Source organism: Pseudomonas sp. Irchel s3a10 (assembly GCF_900187525.1).
GTDB classification, from domain to species: Bacteria; Pseudomonadota; Gammaproteobacteria; order Pseudomonadales; family Pseudomonadaceae; genus Aquipseudomonas; species Aquipseudomonas koreensis_G.
Genome location: NZ_FYDR01000009.1, coordinates 17,611 through 33,464 on the forward strand (window position 1 = coordinate 17,611; position 15,854 = coordinate 33,464).

The following is a 15,854-nucleotide window of genomic DNA, read 5'->3' on the forward strand; positions in this document are numbered from 1 at the left end:
AGGCGCGGCTTGGTTATACTCCGTGCGATCCGCCTGGAGCGCTCATCAGGAGAGCTCATGCTCGCCCCCGTACAACTGACTTCCGCCACTCGCCAGAACCTCTGGCGGCTGACTTTCATTCGCACCCTGGTGCTTGCCGCACAGGCCGGTTCCGTCGGCCTGGCCTACTGGCTGCAACTGCTGCCGTTGCCGTGGGTGCAACTGGCAATGACCCTCGGCTGCTCGATTCTGCTGTGCGTGTTCACTGCCGTGCGACTGCGTACGTCGTGGCCGGTGACCGAACTCGAATATGCGCTGCAACTGGCCTGCGATCTGGTGATCCACAGTGCGTTGCTGTATTTCTCCGGCGGTTCGACCAACCCGTTCGTTTCCTATTACCTGGTGCCGCTGACCATCGCGGCGGTGACGCTGCCGTGGCGTTATTCGGTGATTCTGTCCGGCATCGCGCTGGCGCTGTACACCGTGATGCTCACGCGTTTCTACCCGCTGGAAACCCTGCCGGTGGCCCGCGAGAACCTGCAGATCTACGGCATGTGGCTGAGCTTCGCGCTGGCCGCTGCGGTGATCACGTTTTTCGCTGCGCGCATGGCTGAAGAGCTGCGTCGTCAGGAAGAATTGCGCGCGATTCGTCGCGAAGAAGGCTTGCGCGATCAGCAGTTGCTCGCCGTCGCCACTCAGGCGGCCGGCGCCGCGCATGAACTCGGCACGCCGCTGGCGACCATGAGCGTATTACTCAAGGAGATGCAGCAAGATCACCCCGACGCGATGCTGCAAGACGACCTCAAGGTGCTGCAGGATCAGGTCAAACTGTGCAAAGAAACCCTGCAGCAACTGGTACGCGCCGCCGAAGCCAACCGCCGTATGGCGGTAGAGATACAGGACGTCACCCAATGGCTCGACGAAGCGCTGAACCGCTGGCACCTGATGCGTCCGGAAGCCAGTTATCGCTTCCAGCGTCTCGGCCAGGGCAGCGTGCCGCGCATGGCGCCGCCACCGGATCTGACCCAGGCGCTGCTCAACCTGCTGAACAACGCCGCCGACGCTTGCCCGGAAAATCTTCAGGTGACGCTGGACTGGGATGCGGAAACCGTGACCATCAGCATTCGTGACCACGGCGCCGGCGTGCCGCTGGCCATCGCCGAGCAGATCGGCAAACCGTTTTTTACCACCAAGGGCAAAGGTTTCGGCCTGGGCCTGTTTTTGAGCAAGGCCAGCGTGACACGCGCCGGCGGCTCAGTGAAACTCTATAGTCATGAGGAAGGCGGCACGCTCACCGAGCTGCGCCTGCCCCACGGCGCCCGAGGAGACCAACATGAGTGACGAAATCCAAGTCGAAGGCGAAGAACTGCCGCATTTGCTGCTGGTCGACGACGACGCGACCTTTACCCGGGTGATGGCCCGTGCCATGGCCCGCCGTGGCTTTCGCGTCAGCACCGCAGGTTCCGCCGAAGAAGGCCTGACCATCGCCCAGGCTGACCTGCCGGACTACGCCGCGCTGGACCTGAAAATGGACGGCGACTCCGGCCTGGTGCTGCTGCCCAAGCTGCTGGAGCTGGACCCGGAAATGCGCGTGGTGATCCTCACTGGTTATTCGAGCATTGCCACCGCGGTCGAAGCGATCAAGCGCGGTGCCTGCAACTACCTGTGCAAACCGGCCGACGCCGATGACGTACTGGCCGCGCTGCTCTCCGAGCACGCCGACCTCGACAGTCTGGTGCCGGAAAACCCGATGTCGGTTGACCGTCTGCAATGGGAGCACATCCAGCGTGTGCTGACCGAACACGAAGGCAACATCTCCGCGACTGCCCGTGCCTTGGGCATGCACCGCCGCACCCTGCAGCGCAAACTGCAGAAGCGCCCGGTTCGTCGTTAAAAGGTTTTCTGGGCAAATGAGCTGGACTGAATGAAACAGGCGCTACCCTGCATTAGGCTAGCGCCTTGGGTTCAATCTACAACCGTGAAGAACGTTTTTGGCGATGAGTATTGTTTTTCACCAAGTGTCGCTTCGCATTGCGCGTAGAGATCCAGCCCCAACCAGCTTTCCAAGGTAGCTTTTGTTACCGGGAGAATAAGCTCGTTGTTTTTACCGCCTTTCTGTTCGGATTTCTTTCCGGAGGCATAACCGATCCAGGCAAGATTGATATGAACCTTGGAATTTTTGGACCCGAATGTGAATGTAGTTCCCGAATCCCCGAGCTTGCTGATAGACAGTTTGCCATTCCTGATCGAATCGCTGGTTGGAGCATCAAGCGGGTTGTCTTCTTTGTTCATGACCAATTCCTTTCGTTGTCAGAGGGGTAACCTGCTCTCCTGATTCACAGCGAATTCCTTGCAGGAGGCCAGCCCAGTTGATCAGCCTGAATCGCCCCCCTCTACTGTCAACTCTGACAGTCCCGATGAACGGTACGTGCGCTCGCTGCGATACTGAAACCCCCATGAATCTGAACAATCCCTGAATGAGCCAGTCCCACTCTGGCGATAAAATGCACCGATCATCTATGATCGGTGCGTATCTGTTCTTTTCTTTATCGAGCCTTTTCCATGAATCAGAACGCTGAATATTCCGCGGTCAACGATGCTGTGCGCGGGCAGTTTTTTCGCAAGGTGTGGGCGATCATCACGCCTTACTGGCGCAGCGAAGAGAAGGGCAAGGCCTGGACGTTGCTGATTGCGGTGATCGCGCTCTCGCTGCTGAGTGTGGGCATCTCGGTGTGGTTCAACACCTGGTACAAGGATTTCTACAACGCGCTGCAAAAGAAGGATGAGGCGGCGTTCTGGCGCTTGATTCTGTATTTCTGCGGCATTGCGGCGGTGGCGATTGTCGGTGCGGTGTATCGGCTGTATCTGACCCAGATGCTGACGATTCGCTGGCGGGCCTGGCTCACCGAAAAGCATTTCTCCCGTTGGCTCGCCGACAAGAATTACTACCAGCTGGAGCAGGGTGGTTACACCGATAACCCGGACCAGCGGATTTCCGAAGACCTCAACAACTTCACTTCCAACACCCTTGAGTTGGGGATCGGCCTGCTGCGCAATATTGTCAGCCTGGTGTCGTTCTCGATCATTTTGTGGGGTGTGTCGGGCAGCATCGAAGTCTATGGCATCACCATTCCCGGCTACATGTTCTGGTGCGTGCTGGTCTACGCCGTGGTGGGCAGCTGGCTGACGCATTTGATCGGTCGTCGCCTGATCGGCCTGAACAATCAACAACAACGTTTCGAAGCCGACCTGCGTTTTTCCATGGTGCGGATTCGTGAAAATGCCGAGAGCATCGCGTTGTATAACGGCGAGCCGAACGAGAATCGCCGCTTGAGCAACCGTTTCGGCATGGTCTGGCATAACTTCTGGGACATCATGAAAGTGTCCAAGCGCCTGACATTTTTCACCGCCGGTTACAGCCAGGCGGCGATCATTTTCCCGTTCATCGTCGCGTCGCCGCGTTACCTCGCCGGCAAGATCGAACTTGGTGAGCTGATGCAGATCAGCTCGGCGTTCGGCAACGTCCAGGAGAGTTTCAGCTGGTTTATCAGCGCCTACCAGAGCCTCGCGTCCTGGCGTGCCACCTGTGATCGTCTGTTGAGTTTCCGTCAGGCCATGACCGATAACGAACAGCGCCGCCCAGCCATCGATGTGCAGAATCAGGGCAGCGAATTGCAAGTGCACAACCTCGGCCTGGATCTGGCTGATGGTCGTCACCTGCTGACCAATGCCGACATGACAGTCGAGCCGGGCGAGCGTGTAATGCTCAGCGGCCGCTCCGGCAGCGGCAAGTCGACGTTGCTGCGAGCGATGGGACACCTGTGGCCGGCGGGGCACGGCAACATCCGGCTGCCGGCGGCGCGTTACCTGTTCCTGCCGCAGAAACCGTACCTGCCGATCGGCACCTTGCGCGAGGCCTTGAGTTATCCACAGCCGAGTGAGACCTACGCGCCTGAGCGTTATGCCGAAGTGCTGGAAATCTGCCGTCTGCCGCATCTGGTTGCGCGTCTGGACGAAGCCAATCACTGGCAGCGCATGCTGTCGCCGGGTGAACAGCAACGTCTTGCCTTCGCCCGCGCCATGCTTTACGCACCGCAATGGCTGTATATGGACGAAGCGACGTCGGCGATGGATGAAGAGGATGAGGCAACGTTGTATCAGGCGCTGATCGATCAGTTGCCGGGCCTGAGCATTGTCAGCGTTGGCCATCGCAGCAGCCTCAAGCGTTTCCACCCGCGGCATGTGCGGATCGACAGCGGGCATCTGGTGGAGCAGGCCGTGACCGCGTGATCACCACAACCCCCTGTGGGAGCGGGCTTGCTCGCGAAGGCGTCCCTTCAGTCGACAAATCGGTTGCCTGACACACCGCCTTCGCGAGCAAGCCCGCTCCCACATGGCGTAATGTGAGGCGGGATGTGATCGTACAACCCGCGTGCGCTATGATGCCTACCAAGCCGAATTTTCGAGACCAGACGTTGACCATGGAAAACCCGATCGACACTCCACGCCTCCCACGCAAGCGCCGCAGCCTGGCTCAGGAGCTGGTGACGGTGCTGACCGAGCAGATCCGCGACGGTCTGCTCAAGCGCGGCGACAAATTGCCCACCGAGTCGGCGATCATGCAGGAGCACGGTGTCAGCCGCACCGTGGTGCGCGAGGCGATCTCCCGCTTGCAGGCTGCCGGCCAGGTGGAAACCCGCCACGGCATCGGCACCTTCGTGCTCGACACGCCAAGCCCCAGCGGTTTTCGCATCGACCCGGCCACGGTCGTCACCTTGCGTGATGTGCTGGCGATTCTCGAATTGCGCATCAGCCTGGAAGTGGAGTCCGCCGGCCTCGCCGCGCAACGCCGCAGCCCCGAACAACTGGCAACCATGCGCGCCGCCCTCGATGCGCTGAACGACAGCGTCGCTCACGCCAGCGATGCGGTAGCCTCGGACTTCGCTTTCCACCTGGAAATCGCCCTGTCCACCGGCAACCGCTACTTCACCGACATCATGACCCACCTGGGCACCAGCATCATTCCGCGTACGCGGCTGAATTCGGCGCGCCTGGCCCATGATGATCAGCAGCACTACATGAACCGCCTGAGCCGCGAGCACGAGGAAATCTACGAGGCGATTGCCCGCCAGGATTCCGATGCGGCGCGAGCGGCAATGCGTCTGCACTTGACCAACAGCCGCGAAAGACTGCGCCAGGCCCATGAAGAGGCGCAGGCGCAGGGGTGAAAGGTTACCGTTCCAGTTTAATGCGCAGAGGAGGTGATGGCTCTGGTGCCTGATTGAGACGTGTGACGATGTAGTGGAGATCGGCAGTCGCTTCGGGAGTCAGTTTCTTTTCAAAAACATCTTTGGGGATTAAGAAAGTGATCGGCATTCCTAACTCGGGCGCAGTCAGTACGTGATGGTCTTGCCACGTGTTACCTGAGGTGGTCACTACATGAAAAGTAATTCGGTCACCGACAGATGCAGGAGGGTAGGGCGGCACTTCTCCGTGGGCCGCTCCCGTCAGTTTGCCAACATAAAGTTTTCCGTCTTCTGCTTCCTTGAGAAGTGGCGCGGCCAAAGCGTTCACTTGTGTAGCCATGATCAAACTCCGTTTCAATATCCATCAAACCGTTCAAGGCACGCTGATTAAGGCGTTACCTGGCGGAGCCGGTTCGTTAACTCCTTGAACATTGAAGCCGGCAGAGGATTGATCTGGCACCTGTAAGAAATACCAGTTTCGACGAACGGTCTTAGTCACAGGCCTCTTCGCGAGCAAGCCCGCTCCCACACTTGAAATGCATTACAACGTGGGAGCGGGCTTGCTCGCGAAGGGGCCGGTGAATTCAGCGCGGCAATATCGAGCGATCCACCCTCACTGCCAGTTGCGCTTGCCCCGGCTTGGCAGTAAACGCTACCAAACCGTCCTCATCCACAATCCCCCGCGCAATCGGCTTGCCATCTGCCAGCAACTCCAATGGCGCACCTTGCAGCGACTGCCCCGACGCCAGTTCCAGTTTCAATGTGATCGTCATGCTCATTCTCCTTAGTTGACATTGCCCGTCGGGTGGTAGTCCTTGAGCAGCAGGTAGGTGCTCCAGCCCCACCAGTCATCGATGGTGGCGGTGTCGTTGAGGTTGTTCACGTCTTTGCGCCGCAGCACCTTGCCGCCCTCGACGCGGAACAGCGGCGAGAAGTTGCCGGCAAGATTCAGCACCGCCGTCAGATCCGGCAGGCGTTGCAGCGCGGCAAACGTCGAAGGGGCGGGCACGTTGCCGCTGAGGTAGGCGGCGAAGATTTCATCCGCCGAGGCCTGCACCGCCAGATTGACCTGGGTGCGGTTGTCCGCATCGCTGGCCTCGAAGTAGCGTTTGTCGCCGTAGGCGCGCCATTGATCGCCATGGGCGTTGCGCACGTTGAGGCCGAATTTGCTGTCCTCGTCGTGCATGAAACGGGTTACCAGCGAGCCGAGATCGCTCGGCGTGACCACCGCCGCCATCTCTTTACGCGGCACCCGCAGGTGGCCGGCAGAGAACAGGTCGGTGAGGAAGTGGTCGGCAAACGCGTTCATCGCGTAGGCCCGTTCCAATTGTTGTTCATCGTGAGTGGCGCGGGCCGCGACGGCGGTTTGCAGGGCGGCGGTGTGGCCGGCGATGTAGGCCAGTCTGGCCCAGTCGCCGAAGTGGTCGGCGTTGTTCGCCGCCAGTTTCAGATAACGCCCGAGCGGGAACAGCGCCGAGACAAAACTGCCGCCACCGGTGAGCCTGTTCCACTCTTCCGACAACGTATCTCCCAGTGCATCGTAGGCTTCGTGCGGTGGTTTACCGTCCTTGATCGCCTGTTTAACCGCGTCGATCTCTTTTTGCATGACCGCAAGAATCTGCGTGGCCTCGGCGCGGGAGGCCGGGAGCACGGCGAGAGTATCGAATGCCGCGCTGAAGCGGTTCAGGCGATCAGCCGGGGTCGCGCCTTCGTTGATCGGTCGATCGACCACGCCGTAGAAATCTCCGGCCAGCGCCACCACCTGGCCGTAGGTCAGCACGAGGCCATTGGGCAGGTGCAGGGGCACGTTTTGCGCGCGAATCGGCTCGGCGTTTTCGCTGAAGCGCAGCAGGGTGTTATCGCCGATGGATGTGTGTTCAGCGCCCTCGAAGCGCAGTGGCGGTCGAATGTTCAACGCTTTGCCGGGGAGGGCGGTGGCCGGTTCGACATCGCTGTGGGCGTCGGCAATATGCAGCAGCAGATGCGGATTGTCAGCGTTGAAGTGGATGCCATTTACGGTGAAAAGATCATCGAATCGGGCGACGACCGGTTGGGGCCTTTCCTGTGGTTTCGGGTGCAGTCCGGACATTTCTTTCTCCTTGATATGTCGTCGGTGGATTTATTTTAACTGTATGGATATACAGTCAAATCGAGCCTAGCCCAGATTTTTCCTACGTCAAGAACGAATCTTGTCCGACAAAAAGAGTGAGGCGACGATGAAATGCAGTTGACGGTTATCTTTTAAGTTGTACGATGACCTACAACTTCAGCACTGGCTGAACCATAAAACTCACAAAAAAATGTTGCTACCCAGGGTGTTCGAAAAATGAATCCACAAGAACTGAAGTCCATCCTCTCCGCCGGTCTGCTGTCGTTCCCGGTCACCGATTTCAATGCCCAGGGCGATTTCAACCGCGCTGGCTACATCAAACGTCTGGAATGGCTGGCCCCGTACGGCGCGTCGGCACTTTTCGCCGCCGGCGGCACCGGTGAGTTCTTCTCCCTGGCAGCCAGCGAATACTCGGAAATCATCAAGACGGCGGTCGATACCTGCGCCACCAGCGTGCCGATTCTGGCCGGTGTCGGCGGCTCGACCCGTCAAGCCATCGAGTACGCGCAGGAGGCCGAGCGTCTGGGCGCCAAAGGCCTGTTGCTGCTGCCGCACTACCTGACCGAAGCCAGCCAGGACGGCGTCGCCGCCCACGTTGAAGCGGTGTGCAAATCGGTGAACATCGGTGTGGTGGTCTACAACCGCAACGTCTGCCGCCTGACCGCGCCACTGCTGGAACGTCTGGCCGAGCGCTGCCCGAACCTGATCGGCTACAAGGATGGTCTGGGCGATATCGAGCTGATGGTGTCGATCCGTCGCCGCCTCGGTGATCGCTTCAGCTACCTCGGCGGCCTGCCGACCGCCGAAGTCTACGCCGCTGCCTATAAGGCTTTGGGCGTGCCGGTTTACTCGTCGGCGGTGTTCAACTTCATCCCGAAAACCGCGATGGATTTCTACCACGCCATTGCTCGCGAAGATCACGCCACCGTCGGCAAGATCATCGACGACTTCTTCCTGCCGTACCTCGACATCCGCAACCGCAAGGCCGGTTATGCCGTGAGCATCGTCAAGGCAGGCGCCAAGATCGCCGGCTATGACGCAGGTCCGGTGCGGGCGCCGCTGACCGACCTGACCGGCGAAGAGTACGAAATGCTCGCCGCGCTGATCGACAAGCAAGGCGCGCAATAAACACCGACCCAAGAGGCCGCTGAGCAATCAGCGGCTTTTGCGTAGAGAGGAGAATTTTCTGTGGCTGCTTCCAAGCGTTACGACAACTACATCAACGGTGAATGGGTTGCCGGTGCCGATTACTCGGCCAACATCAACCCGTCCGAGTTGAGCGACACCATCGGCGACTACGCCAAGGCTGACCTGACTCAGGTTAACGCCGCTATCGATGCGGCCCGAGCCGCGTTCCCGGCGTGGTCGACGTCCGGCATTCAGGCCCGTCACGATGCGCTGGATAAGGTCGGCACGGAAATCCTCGCCCGTCGCGAAGAACTCGGCACCCTGCTGGCCCGGGAAGAGGGCAAGACGCTGCCCGAAGCCATCGGCGAAGTGACCCGCGCCGGCAACATCTTCAAGTTTTTCGCCGGTGAATGCCTGCGTCTGTCCGGCGACTATGTGCCGTCGGTGCGCCCGGGCGTCAACGTCGAAGTGACTCGCGAAGCCCTCGGCGTGGTCGGTCTGATCACTCCGTGGAACTTCCCGATTGCGATTCCGGCGTGGAAGATCGCCCCGGCGTTGGCCTACGGCAACTGCGTGGTGCTGAAACCGGCGGATCTGGTGCCGGGCTGTGCCTGGGCGCTGGCGGAAATCATCTCCCGCGCAGGCTTCCCGGCCGGCGTGTTCAATCTGGTGATGGGCAGCGGCCGGGTGGTTGGCGAAGCGCTGGTCAACAGCCCGAAAGTCGATGGCATCAGCTTCACCGGTTCGGTGGGCGTGGGTCGGCAGATCGCCGTTAATTGCGTGTCGCGCCAGGCCAAGGTGCAGCTGGAAATGGGCGGCAAGAACCCGCAGATCATTCTCGACGACGCCGACCTCAAGCAAGCAGTCGAGCTGTCGGTGCAGAGCGCGTTCTACTCCACCGGCCAGCGTTGCACGGCGTCGAGCCGCTTGATCGTCACCGCCGGGATTCACGACAAATTCGTCGAGGCCATGGCCGAGCGCATGCAGTCGATCAAGGTCGGCCACGCGCTGAAGTCCGGCACTGACATCGGTCCGGTGGTTTCCCAAGCGCAGCTTGAACAGGACATGAAGTACATCGACATCGGCCAGAGCGAAGGTGCGCGTCTGGTCAGCGGCGGTGGTCTGGTGACTTGCGACACCGAAGGTTACTTCCTCGCGCCAACGCTGTTTGCCGACAGCGAAGCGTCGATGCGCATCAGCCGTGAAGAGATCTTCGGCCCGGTGGCCAACGTCGTTCGCGTGGCCGATTACGAGGCGGCGCTGGCGATGGCCAACGACACCGAGTTCGGCTTGTCCGCCGGTATTGCTACCACGTCGCTGAAGTACGCCAACCACTTCAAGCGTCATTCGCAAGCCGGGATGGTGATGGTCAACCTGCCGACCGCCGGTGTCGATTACCACGTTCCGTTCGGTGGCCGTAAGGGTTCATCCTATGGCTCACGTGAGCAAGGGCGCTATGCACAAGAGTTCTACACGGTCGTGAAGACCAGCTACATCGGCTCCTGATACAGCAATACCCCTGTAGGAGCTGCCGAAGGCTGCGATCTTTGCTTTTGAAGATCAAAAGATCGTCCGATCGCGGCCCGAGCCTTCGGCAGCTCCTACAGGGAATAAATGCAAGACCAAAGAAGATTCACCCGCGCATAAAAATAATCAGTGGGAGTACATCTACATGCAATCGTCCAAGCCGACTCACGTCCGCTATTTGATCCTGCTCATGCTGTTTCTGGTGACCACGATCAACTACGCCGACCGCGCGACCATCGCCATCGCCGGTTCCAGCCTGCAAAAAGACCTCGGCATCGACGCGGTCACCCTCGGCTACATCTTCTCTGCTTTCGGCTGGGCCTACGTTGCCGGGCAGATTCCCGGTGGCTGGCTGCTCGATCGCTTCGGCTCGAAAAAAGTCTATGCCCTGAGCATTTTCACCTGGTCACTGTTCACCGTGCTGCAAGGCTTTGTCGGTGAATTCGGCATGTCCACGGCGATCGTTGCGCTGTTCATGCTGCGTTTTCTGGTGGGGCTGGCCGAAGCGCCATCCTTCCCCGGCAACGCGCGCATCGTTGCCGCCTGGTTCCCGACCGCTGAACGCGGTACGGCTTCGGCAATCTTCAATTCGGCGCAATACTTCGCCACCGTGTTGTTCGCGCCGTTGATGGGCTGGATCGTGTATTCCTTCGGTTGGGAGCACGTGTTCATCGTCATGGGTATGCTCGGCATCGTGTTTTCGCTGGTCTGGCTGAAAGTCATCTATAGCCCGCGCGAACACCCTCGCATCAACGACGCCGAGTTCAAGCACATCGCCGACAACGGCGGCATGGTCGACATGGATCAGAAGGGCAAAAAATCCGACGGTCCGAAGTGGGATTACATCCGTCAGTTGCTGACCAACCGCATGATGCTCGGCGTGTATCTGGGCCAGTACTGCATCAACGGCATCACCTATTTCTTCCTGACCTGGTTCCCGGTGTACCTGGTGCAGGAACGCGGTATGACCATCCTCAAGGCCGGTTTCATTGCCTCGCTGCCGGCAATCTGCGGTTTCATCGGTGGCGTGCTTGGCGGGGTGATTTCCGATTACCTGCTGCGCAAAGGGCATTCGCTGACCTTCGCGCGCAAGGCACCGATCATCGCCGGCCTGCTGGTGTCCAGCAGCATCGTCGCTTGCAACTATGTTGATGTGGAGTGGATGGTGGTTGGCTTCATGGCCCTGGCATTCTTCGGCAAAGGCGTGGGCGCGCTCGGTTGGGCAGTGGTGTCCGACACTTCGCCAAAACAGATCGCTGGTCTGAGCGGTGGCCTGTTCAATACCTTCGGCAACATCGCCTCGATTACTACGCCGATCGTGATTGGCTACATCATCAGCTCCACCGGTTCGTTCAAGTGGGCGCTGGTGTTCGTCGGTGCCAACGCACTGGTTGCGGTGTTCAGCTACCTGGTGATCGTCGGCCCGATCAAACGTGTGGTGCTCAAAGAGCCGCCAACCAACGGTGGTTCTGAAGTCACCGGCAAATTGTCTCAAGCGCATTCCTGAGGAGCGGCGTCATGCAGTTGATTGAACATTCCGACTCGCCGCGCTACATCCGCCTGCACGAGCGGGACAACGTAGTGATTGTGGTCAACGACCAGGGCGTACCGGCCGGCACCGAGTTCCCGGGCGGTCTGGTGACCGTGGATTTTGTGCCGCAGAGCCACAAGGTCACCCTCGAGGACATTCCCGAGGGCGGCCAAGTGATTCGCTACGGCCAGACCATCGGCTACGCGTTGCAGCCGATTCCACGCGGCAGCTGGGTCAAGGAAGATCAACTGCGCATGCCCACCGCGCCGCCGCTGGACAGCCTGCCGCTGTCCACCGAAGTGCCGACCGCGCAGGCACCGCTGGAAGGCTTCACGTTCGAGGGTTATCGCAACGCCGACGGCACCGTCGGCACGCGCAATATTCTCGGGATCACCACCACGGTGCAGTGCGTGACTGGTGTGCTCGATCACGCGGTGAAACGCATCAAGGACGAGTTGCTGCCGAAGTATCCGCACGTCGATGATGTGGTGGCGCTGACCCACAGCTACGGCTGCGGCGTGGCGATCACCGCCACCGACGCCTACATCCCGATCCGCACCGTGCGCAATCTGGCGCGCAACCCGAACTTGGGTGGCGAAGCGCTGGTGATCAGTCTGGGCTGCGAGAAATTGCAGGCCGGGCAGGTGATGCATGAGGACGATGCCTCGGTCGACTTGAGCGAGCCATGGCTGTATCGCCTGCAGGATTCCAGTCACGGTTTCACCGAGATGATCGAGCAGATCATGGCGTTGGCTGAAGTCCGGTTGAAGAAGCTCGACCAGCGCCGTCGCGAAACTGTGTCGGCCTCGGAGCTGATCCTCGGCATGCAGTGCGGCGGCAGCGATGCGTTCTCCGGAATCACCGCCAACCCGGCGCTGGGATATGCCTCGGACTTGCTGCTGCGTGCGGGGGCGACGGTGATGTTTTCCGAAGTCACCGAAGTGCGCGATGCGATTTATCTGCTGACTTCCCGTGCCGAAACCAAGACTGTGGCGCAGGAACTGGTGCGCGAGATGGATTGGTACGACCGTTATCTGGCCAAAGGTGAAGCGGATCGCAGTGCCAACACCACGCCGGGCAACAAGAAGGGCGGGTTGTCGAACATTGTCGAGAAGTCGCTGGGCTCGATCGTCAAATCCGGCAGCAGCGCGATCAATGGCGTGCTCGGCCCGGGCGAGCGTTTCAAGCAGAAGGGTTTGATTTTCTGCGCGACGCCGGCCAGTGATTTTGTCTGCGGCACCTTGCAGTTGGCAGCGGGGATGAACCTGCATGTGTTCACCACCGGGCGGGGTACGCCGTATGGATTGGCGATGGCGCCAGTGGTCAAGGTTTCGACGCGTACGGAATTGGCACAGCGCTGGCCGGACCTGATTGATATCGACGCCGGACGCATCGCAACCGGTCGCGCGTCCATCGAGGAGTTGGGCTGGGAGTTGTTCCACTACTACCTGGATGTGGCGAGCGGCAAGCAACAGACCTGGGCGGAGAAGCACAAGCTGCATAACGACATTACGTTGTTCAATCCGGCGCCGATTACCTGATGGTTTGTGAGGCAAAAGCTACCCTCACCCCAACCCTCTCCCGGAGGGAGAGGGGGCCGATCCGGGAATATTCTAGTAATACACCGACCTGAAAGGGATCTATCGAATCCATAATCGACTCGGTCTCTCGGGTCGATGTATGACGCACCACACCTCACCCTAACCCTCTCCCTCCGGGAGAGGGTTAGGGTGAGGGGCTTTTCAAGCTTTTGGCTTATCATTAAGCCCTGACGACGCTCACCCAAAGGCTCCCCCGGCATGCTGGCAATCTTCCTCGAAACCCTGAACATCACTGCACCGGTGTTCGCCATGCTGTTTCTCGGGGTGTTGCTCAAACGCATCGACTGGATCAACGACAACTTCATCCACACCGCTTCCTCGCTGGTGTTCAACGTCAGCATGCCGGCGCTGCTGTTTCTCGGGATTCTGCATGCGGACCTGCATGCCGCGCTGCAACCGGCGCTGCTGATTTACTTTGCGCTCGCCACGCTGGTGAGTTTTGCCCTGGCCTGGGGCTGGGCGATCATCAAGTGCCCGCGCGAAGATCGCGGCATTTACACCCAGGGCGCGTTTCGCGGCAACAACGGGGTGATTGGTCTGGCGCTGGCGGCGAGCATGTACGGTGACTACGGGATTTCCCTCGGGGCGATTCTCGCGGCGCTGGTGATCCTGTTCTACAACACGCTGTCGACCATCGTGCTGGCGGTGTACAGCCCGGTGATCAAGTCCGATCCGTGGAGCATCTGCAAAAGCGTGTTCAGCAACCCGCTGATCATCAGCGTGATTGCCGCCGCGCCGTTCGCGTATTTTCAGATCAGCCTGCCGGGCTGGCTGGAAACCTCTGGCCAGTATCTGGCGCAAACCACCTTGCCGCTGGCGCTGATCTGCATTGGTGGCACGCTGTCACTGGCGGCGCTGCGCAAGAGCGGCAGCATGGCGCTGAGTTCGAGTCTGGTGAAGATGATCGGTCTGCCGGTGCTGGCGACGCTCGGCGCATGGCTGTGGGGCTTTCGTGGCGCGGAGCTGGGGATTCTGTTTCTGTACTTCGGCAGCCCGACGGCGGCAGCCAGTTTCGTCATGGCCCGGGCGGCGCAGGGCAATCATGAGCTGGCGGCGGCGATCATTGTGTTGACCACGTTGATGGCGGCGGTGACCACCAATATCGGGATCTTTCTGTTGCAGTGGGGTGGGTGGATCTGACTGGCAGATCTTCAGTGGCTGAAAGGGCCTCTTCGCGAGCAAGCCCGCTCCCACAGGTTTTTGTGTTGTTAATCAGATTTCAACAACACCAAAGAACTCTGTGGGAGCGGGCTTGCTCGCGAAGGCGTCAGTCCAGTCACTCAGGTTTCTGATAGGTATCGATCACTTCCTGCGCCGCGCGAAACGCATCAATCGCCGCCGGCACGCCGGCATACACTGCGCAATGCAGCAGCGCCTCGCGAATCTCATCCACCGTGCAGCCATTGTTCAGCGCACCACGCACATGGCCCTTCAGCTCTTGCGGGCACTTCAGCGCGGTCAGCGCAGCAAGCGTGATCAGGCTGCGGGTTTTCAGCGGCAGACCCTCACGATTCCACACGCCACCCCAGGCATGTTCATTGACGAAATCCTGCAAGGGTTGAGTGAACTCGGTGGCGTTGCCCAAGGCGCGATCAACAAACGCATCGCCCATTACCTGGCGGCGGACTTCAACCCCGGACTTCTTCGATTCGGTCATGGCATATCCCTCTTGTGGTGTTGGCGGCGCCAGGCGCGGATCGACGTGAACAACAGAAACGTCAACAGCGTCGGCAGCACGTAGAACAGCATCAACTTTTCAAGCTTGCCGGCCAGTGGCATGCCGGTGGTAAACGACACCACGTGCAGCCCGTACGCCAAATACAAACCGAGCAACAGCAAACCTTCGGCACGGGTCACGCGGTAGCCGGAATAGAACACTGGCAGGCACAGCGCGGCGACGCCGAGCATCACCGGCAGGTCGAAATCCAGTGCGTTCGGCGACACCGACAGTGGCGTCGGTGCGATCAATGCGGTCAGGCCGAGTACCCCGAGCAGATTGAACAGGTTGGCGCCGATCACGTTGCCGACGGCAATATCCCGTTGTCCGCGCAGTGCGGCGATCAGCGAAGTGGCCAGTTCCGGCAGGGAGGTGCCGACAGCGACGACGGTCAGGCCAATGACGCGCTCGGAAAATCCAAGATCAGTTGCTACCACCACGGCAGCTCCGAGCAAAAGGTGCCCGGCAAATACCAGCATCGCCAAACCGACGACGATCATCAGAGAACTGCCGATCCACGACGTTTGGGGTGTTTCAACTCGCTCTGTATGCGGCCGCGTCGAGTGCCGTGACTGGCGCAACAATAAGCCGAGATACAGCGCTAATGCGGCCAACAACAGGATGCCGTCGAAACGCCCGATTTCTTCGTTCCACGCCAATACGAATACCAGCAGGCTGGCGCCGATCATCAATGGAATATCCAGGCGCACCAGTTGCCGCGAGACCCGCAGCGGAATGATCAGTGCCGACAGGCCGAGGGTCACGAGGATATTGAAGATGCTGCTGCCGACCACGCTGCCGACTGCGATGTCGGGGTTGTGCGCCAATGCGGCTTGCAGGCTGACGGCCATTTGTGGCGCACTGCTGCCGAGGGCGACGATGGTCAGGCCGATGATCAGCGGCCGTACATGCAGACGCGCCGCCAGGCGCACCGCCGCACGTACCATCAGTTCGGCACCGAAGATCAGCAGGCACAGACCCGCGAGCAGTTCGATCACGCTGATCAGGGGTAAAT

Annotated in this window: 15 protein-coding genes; 9 read left to right on the plus strand and 6 right to left on the minus strand. The window is 60.0% G+C overall.

All coding sequences use genetic code 11. From position 1 onward, the window contains the following. The first annotated feature begins 57 nt into the window (after positions 1-57). Positions 58-1,320: an ATP-binding protein gene (locus tag CKW11_RS22670; RefSeq protein WP_095139471.1), complete on the plus strand. Its 1,263-nt coding sequence runs from the start codon at positions 58-60 to the stop codon at positions 1,318-1,320. Next, positions 1,313-1,873 carry a response regulator transcription factor gene (locus tag CKW11_RS22675; RefSeq protein WP_003221630.1) on the plus strand — a complete coding sequence of 187 codons (561 nt, stop codon included), beginning with the start codon at positions 1,313-1,315 and terminating at the stop codon, positions 1,871-1,873. Before CKW11_RS22670 ends, CKW11_RS22675 begins: the two co-directional genes overlap by 8 nt. A 71-nt stretch (positions 1,874-1,944) precedes the next feature. Here the strand turns inward: CKW11_RS22675 and CKW11_RS22680 are convergent, their stop codons facing one another. Continuing rightward, entirely contained in the window at positions 1,945-2,271 is a 327-nt protein-coding gene (locus tag CKW11_RS22680) for a hypothetical protein (protein ID WP_095139472.1), read from the minus strand. Between the two features lie 270 nt (positions 2,272-2,541). Between CKW11_RS22680 and CKW11_RS22685 the strand changes: the two genes are divergently transcribed. Further along, positions 2,542-4,269, plus strand: coding sequence for an ABC transporter ATP-binding protein/permease (locus tag CKW11_RS22685; RefSeq protein ID WP_095139473.1), 1,728 nt, complete (start codon positions 2,542-2,544; stop codon positions 4,267-4,269). A gap of 191 nt (positions 4,270-4,460) precedes the next feature. Further along, the gene (locus tag CKW11_RS22690) at positions 4,461-5,207 is read left to right on the plus strand and encodes a FadR/GntR family transcriptional regulator (RefSeq protein WP_177440032.1); all 747 of its coding nucleotides are present in this window, start codon (positions 4,461-4,463) and stop codon (positions 5,205-5,207) included. Between the two features lie 4 nt (positions 5,208-5,211). On the opposite strand, the gene CKW11_RS22695 is transcribed toward CKW11_RS22690, so the two are convergent. The 3 genes from CKW11_RS22695 to CKW11_RS22705 all read right to left on the minus strand — a co-directional run bounded on the left by CKW11_RS22695 (position 5,212) and on the right by CKW11_RS22705 (position 7,314). Next, positions 5,212-5,565, minus strand: a complete 354-nt coding sequence (locus CKW11_RS22695) for a hypothetical protein (protein WP_095139474.1) — start codon at positions 5,563-5,565, stop codon at positions 5,212-5,214. Between the two features lie 244 nt (positions 5,566-5,809). Continuing rightward, positions 5,810-5,998: a hypothetical protein gene (locus tag CKW11_RS22700; protein WP_095139475.1), complete on the minus strand. Its 189-nt coding sequence runs from the start codon at positions 5,996-5,998 to the stop codon at positions 5,810-5,812. An 11-nt stretch (positions 5,999-6,009) separates the two neighbouring features. Next, positions 6,010-7,314: a phospholipase gene (locus CKW11_RS22705; protein WP_095139476.1), complete on the minus strand. Its 1,305-nt coding sequence runs from the start codon at positions 7,312-7,314 to the stop codon at positions 6,010-6,012. A gap of 237 nt (positions 7,315-7,551) precedes the next feature. Here CKW11_RS22705 and kdgD point away from each other — a divergent pair, with 237 nt between their 5' ends. The 5 genes from kdgD (at position 7,552) to CKW11_RS22730 (ending at position 14,262) form a co-directional block, all read left to right on the plus strand. Further along, a complete protein-coding gene (gene kdgD / locus CKW11_RS22710; RefSeq protein WP_007981458.1) occupies positions 7,552-8,463 on the plus strand; it encodes a 5-dehydro-4-deoxyglucarate dehydratase in 912 nt (303 codons plus the stop codon). A 60-nt stretch (positions 8,464-8,523) separates the two neighbouring features. Further along, positions 8,524-9,969 carry an aldehyde dehydrogenase family protein gene (locus CKW11_RS22715; protein ID WP_095139477.1) on the plus strand — a complete coding sequence of 482 codons (1,446 nt, stop codon included), beginning with the start codon at positions 8,524-8,526 and terminating at the stop codon, positions 9,967-9,969. Between the two features lie 166 nt (positions 9,970-10,135). Continuing rightward, on the plus strand, positions 10,136-11,497 hold the full coding sequence (locus CKW11_RS22720) for an MFS transporter (RefSeq protein ID WP_095139478.1): 1,362 nt from the start codon (positions 10,136-10,138) through the stop codon (positions 11,495-11,497). Positions 11,498-11,508: 11 nt separating this feature from the next. Then, on the plus strand, positions 11,509-13,062 hold the full coding sequence (gene garD, locus CKW11_RS22725) for a galactarate dehydratase (protein ID WP_095139479.1): 1,554 nt from the start codon (positions 11,509-11,511) through the stop codon (positions 13,060-13,062). Positions 13,063-13,320: 258 nt separating this feature from the next. Then, the gene (locus CKW11_RS22730; protein WP_095139480.1) at positions 13,321-14,262 is read left to right on the plus strand and encodes an AEC family transporter; all 942 of its coding nucleotides are present in this window, start codon (positions 13,321-13,323) and stop codon (positions 14,260-14,262) included. A 136-nt stretch (positions 14,263-14,398) separates the two neighbouring features. Here the strand turns inward: CKW11_RS22730 and CKW11_RS22735 are convergent, their stop codons facing one another. Together CKW11_RS22735 and CKW11_RS22740 are read right to left on the minus strand one after the other, a co-directional pair. Then, positions 14,399-14,779: a carboxymuconolactone decarboxylase family protein gene (locus tag CKW11_RS22735; protein ID WP_016984177.1), complete on the minus strand. Its 381-nt coding sequence runs from the start codon at positions 14,777-14,779 to the stop codon at positions 14,399-14,401. Beyond that, a complete protein-coding gene (locus CKW11_RS22740; RefSeq protein ID WP_095139481.1) occupies positions 14,776-15,837 on the minus strand; it encodes a calcium/sodium antiporter in 1,062 nt (353 codons plus the stop codon). The genes CKW11_RS22735 and CKW11_RS22740 overlap by 4 nt, the downstream gene beginning before the upstream one ends. Between the last annotated feature and the right edge of the window lie 17 nt (positions 15,838-15,854).

Bases quoted from the DNA above. Each gene is read 5' to 3' on its own strand.
- kdgD (WP_007981458.1), top strand. From the start codon at position 7,552: ATGAATCCACAAGAACTGAAGTCCATCCTCTCCGCCGGTCTGCTGTCG.
- CKW11_RS22670 (WP_095139471.1), top strand. From the start codon at position 58: ATGCTCGCCCCCGTACAACTGACTTCCGCCACTCGCCAGAACCTCTGG.
- CKW11_RS22680 (WP_095139472.1), bottom strand. From the start codon at position 2,271: ATGAACAAAGAAGACAACCCGCTTGATGCTCCAACCAGCGATTCGATC.
- CKW11_RS22705 (WP_095139476.1), bottom strand. From the start codon at position 7,314: ATGTCCGGACTGCACCCGAAACCACAGGAAAGGCCCCAACCGGTCGTC.
- CKW11_RS22730 (WP_095139480.1), top strand. From the start codon at position 13,321: ATGCTGGCAATCTTCCTCGAAACCCTGAACATCACTGCACCGGTGTTC.
- CKW11_RS22720 (WP_095139478.1), top strand. From the start codon at position 10,136: ATGCAATCGTCCAAGCCGACTCACGTCCGCTATTTGATCCTGCTCATG.
- CKW11_RS22690 (WP_177440032.1), top strand. From the start codon at position 4,461: ATGGAAAACCCGATCGACACTCCACGCCTCCCACGCAAGCGCCGCAGC.
- CKW11_RS22675 (WP_003221630.1), top strand. From the start codon at position 1,313: ATGAGTGACGAAATCCAAGTCGAAGGCGAAGAACTGCCGCATTTGCTG.
- CKW11_RS22695 (WP_095139474.1), bottom strand. From the start codon at position 5,565: ATGGCTACACAAGTGAACGCTTTGGCCGCGCCACTTCTCAAGGAAGCA.
- CKW11_RS22735 (WP_016984177.1), bottom strand. From the start codon at position 14,779: ATGACCGAATCGAAGAAGTCCGGGGTTGAAGTCCGCCGCCAGGTAATG.
- CKW11_RS22685 (WP_095139473.1), top strand. From the start codon at position 2,542: ATGAATCAGAACGCTGAATATTCCGCGGTCAACGATGCTGTGCGCGGG.
- CKW11_RS22700 (WP_095139475.1), bottom strand. From the start codon at position 5,998: ATGACGATCACATTGAAACTGGAACTGGCGTCGGGGCAGTCGCTGCAA.
- garD (WP_095139479.1), top strand. From the start codon at position 11,509: ATGCAGTTGATTGAACATTCCGACTCGCCGCGCTACATCCGCCTGCAC.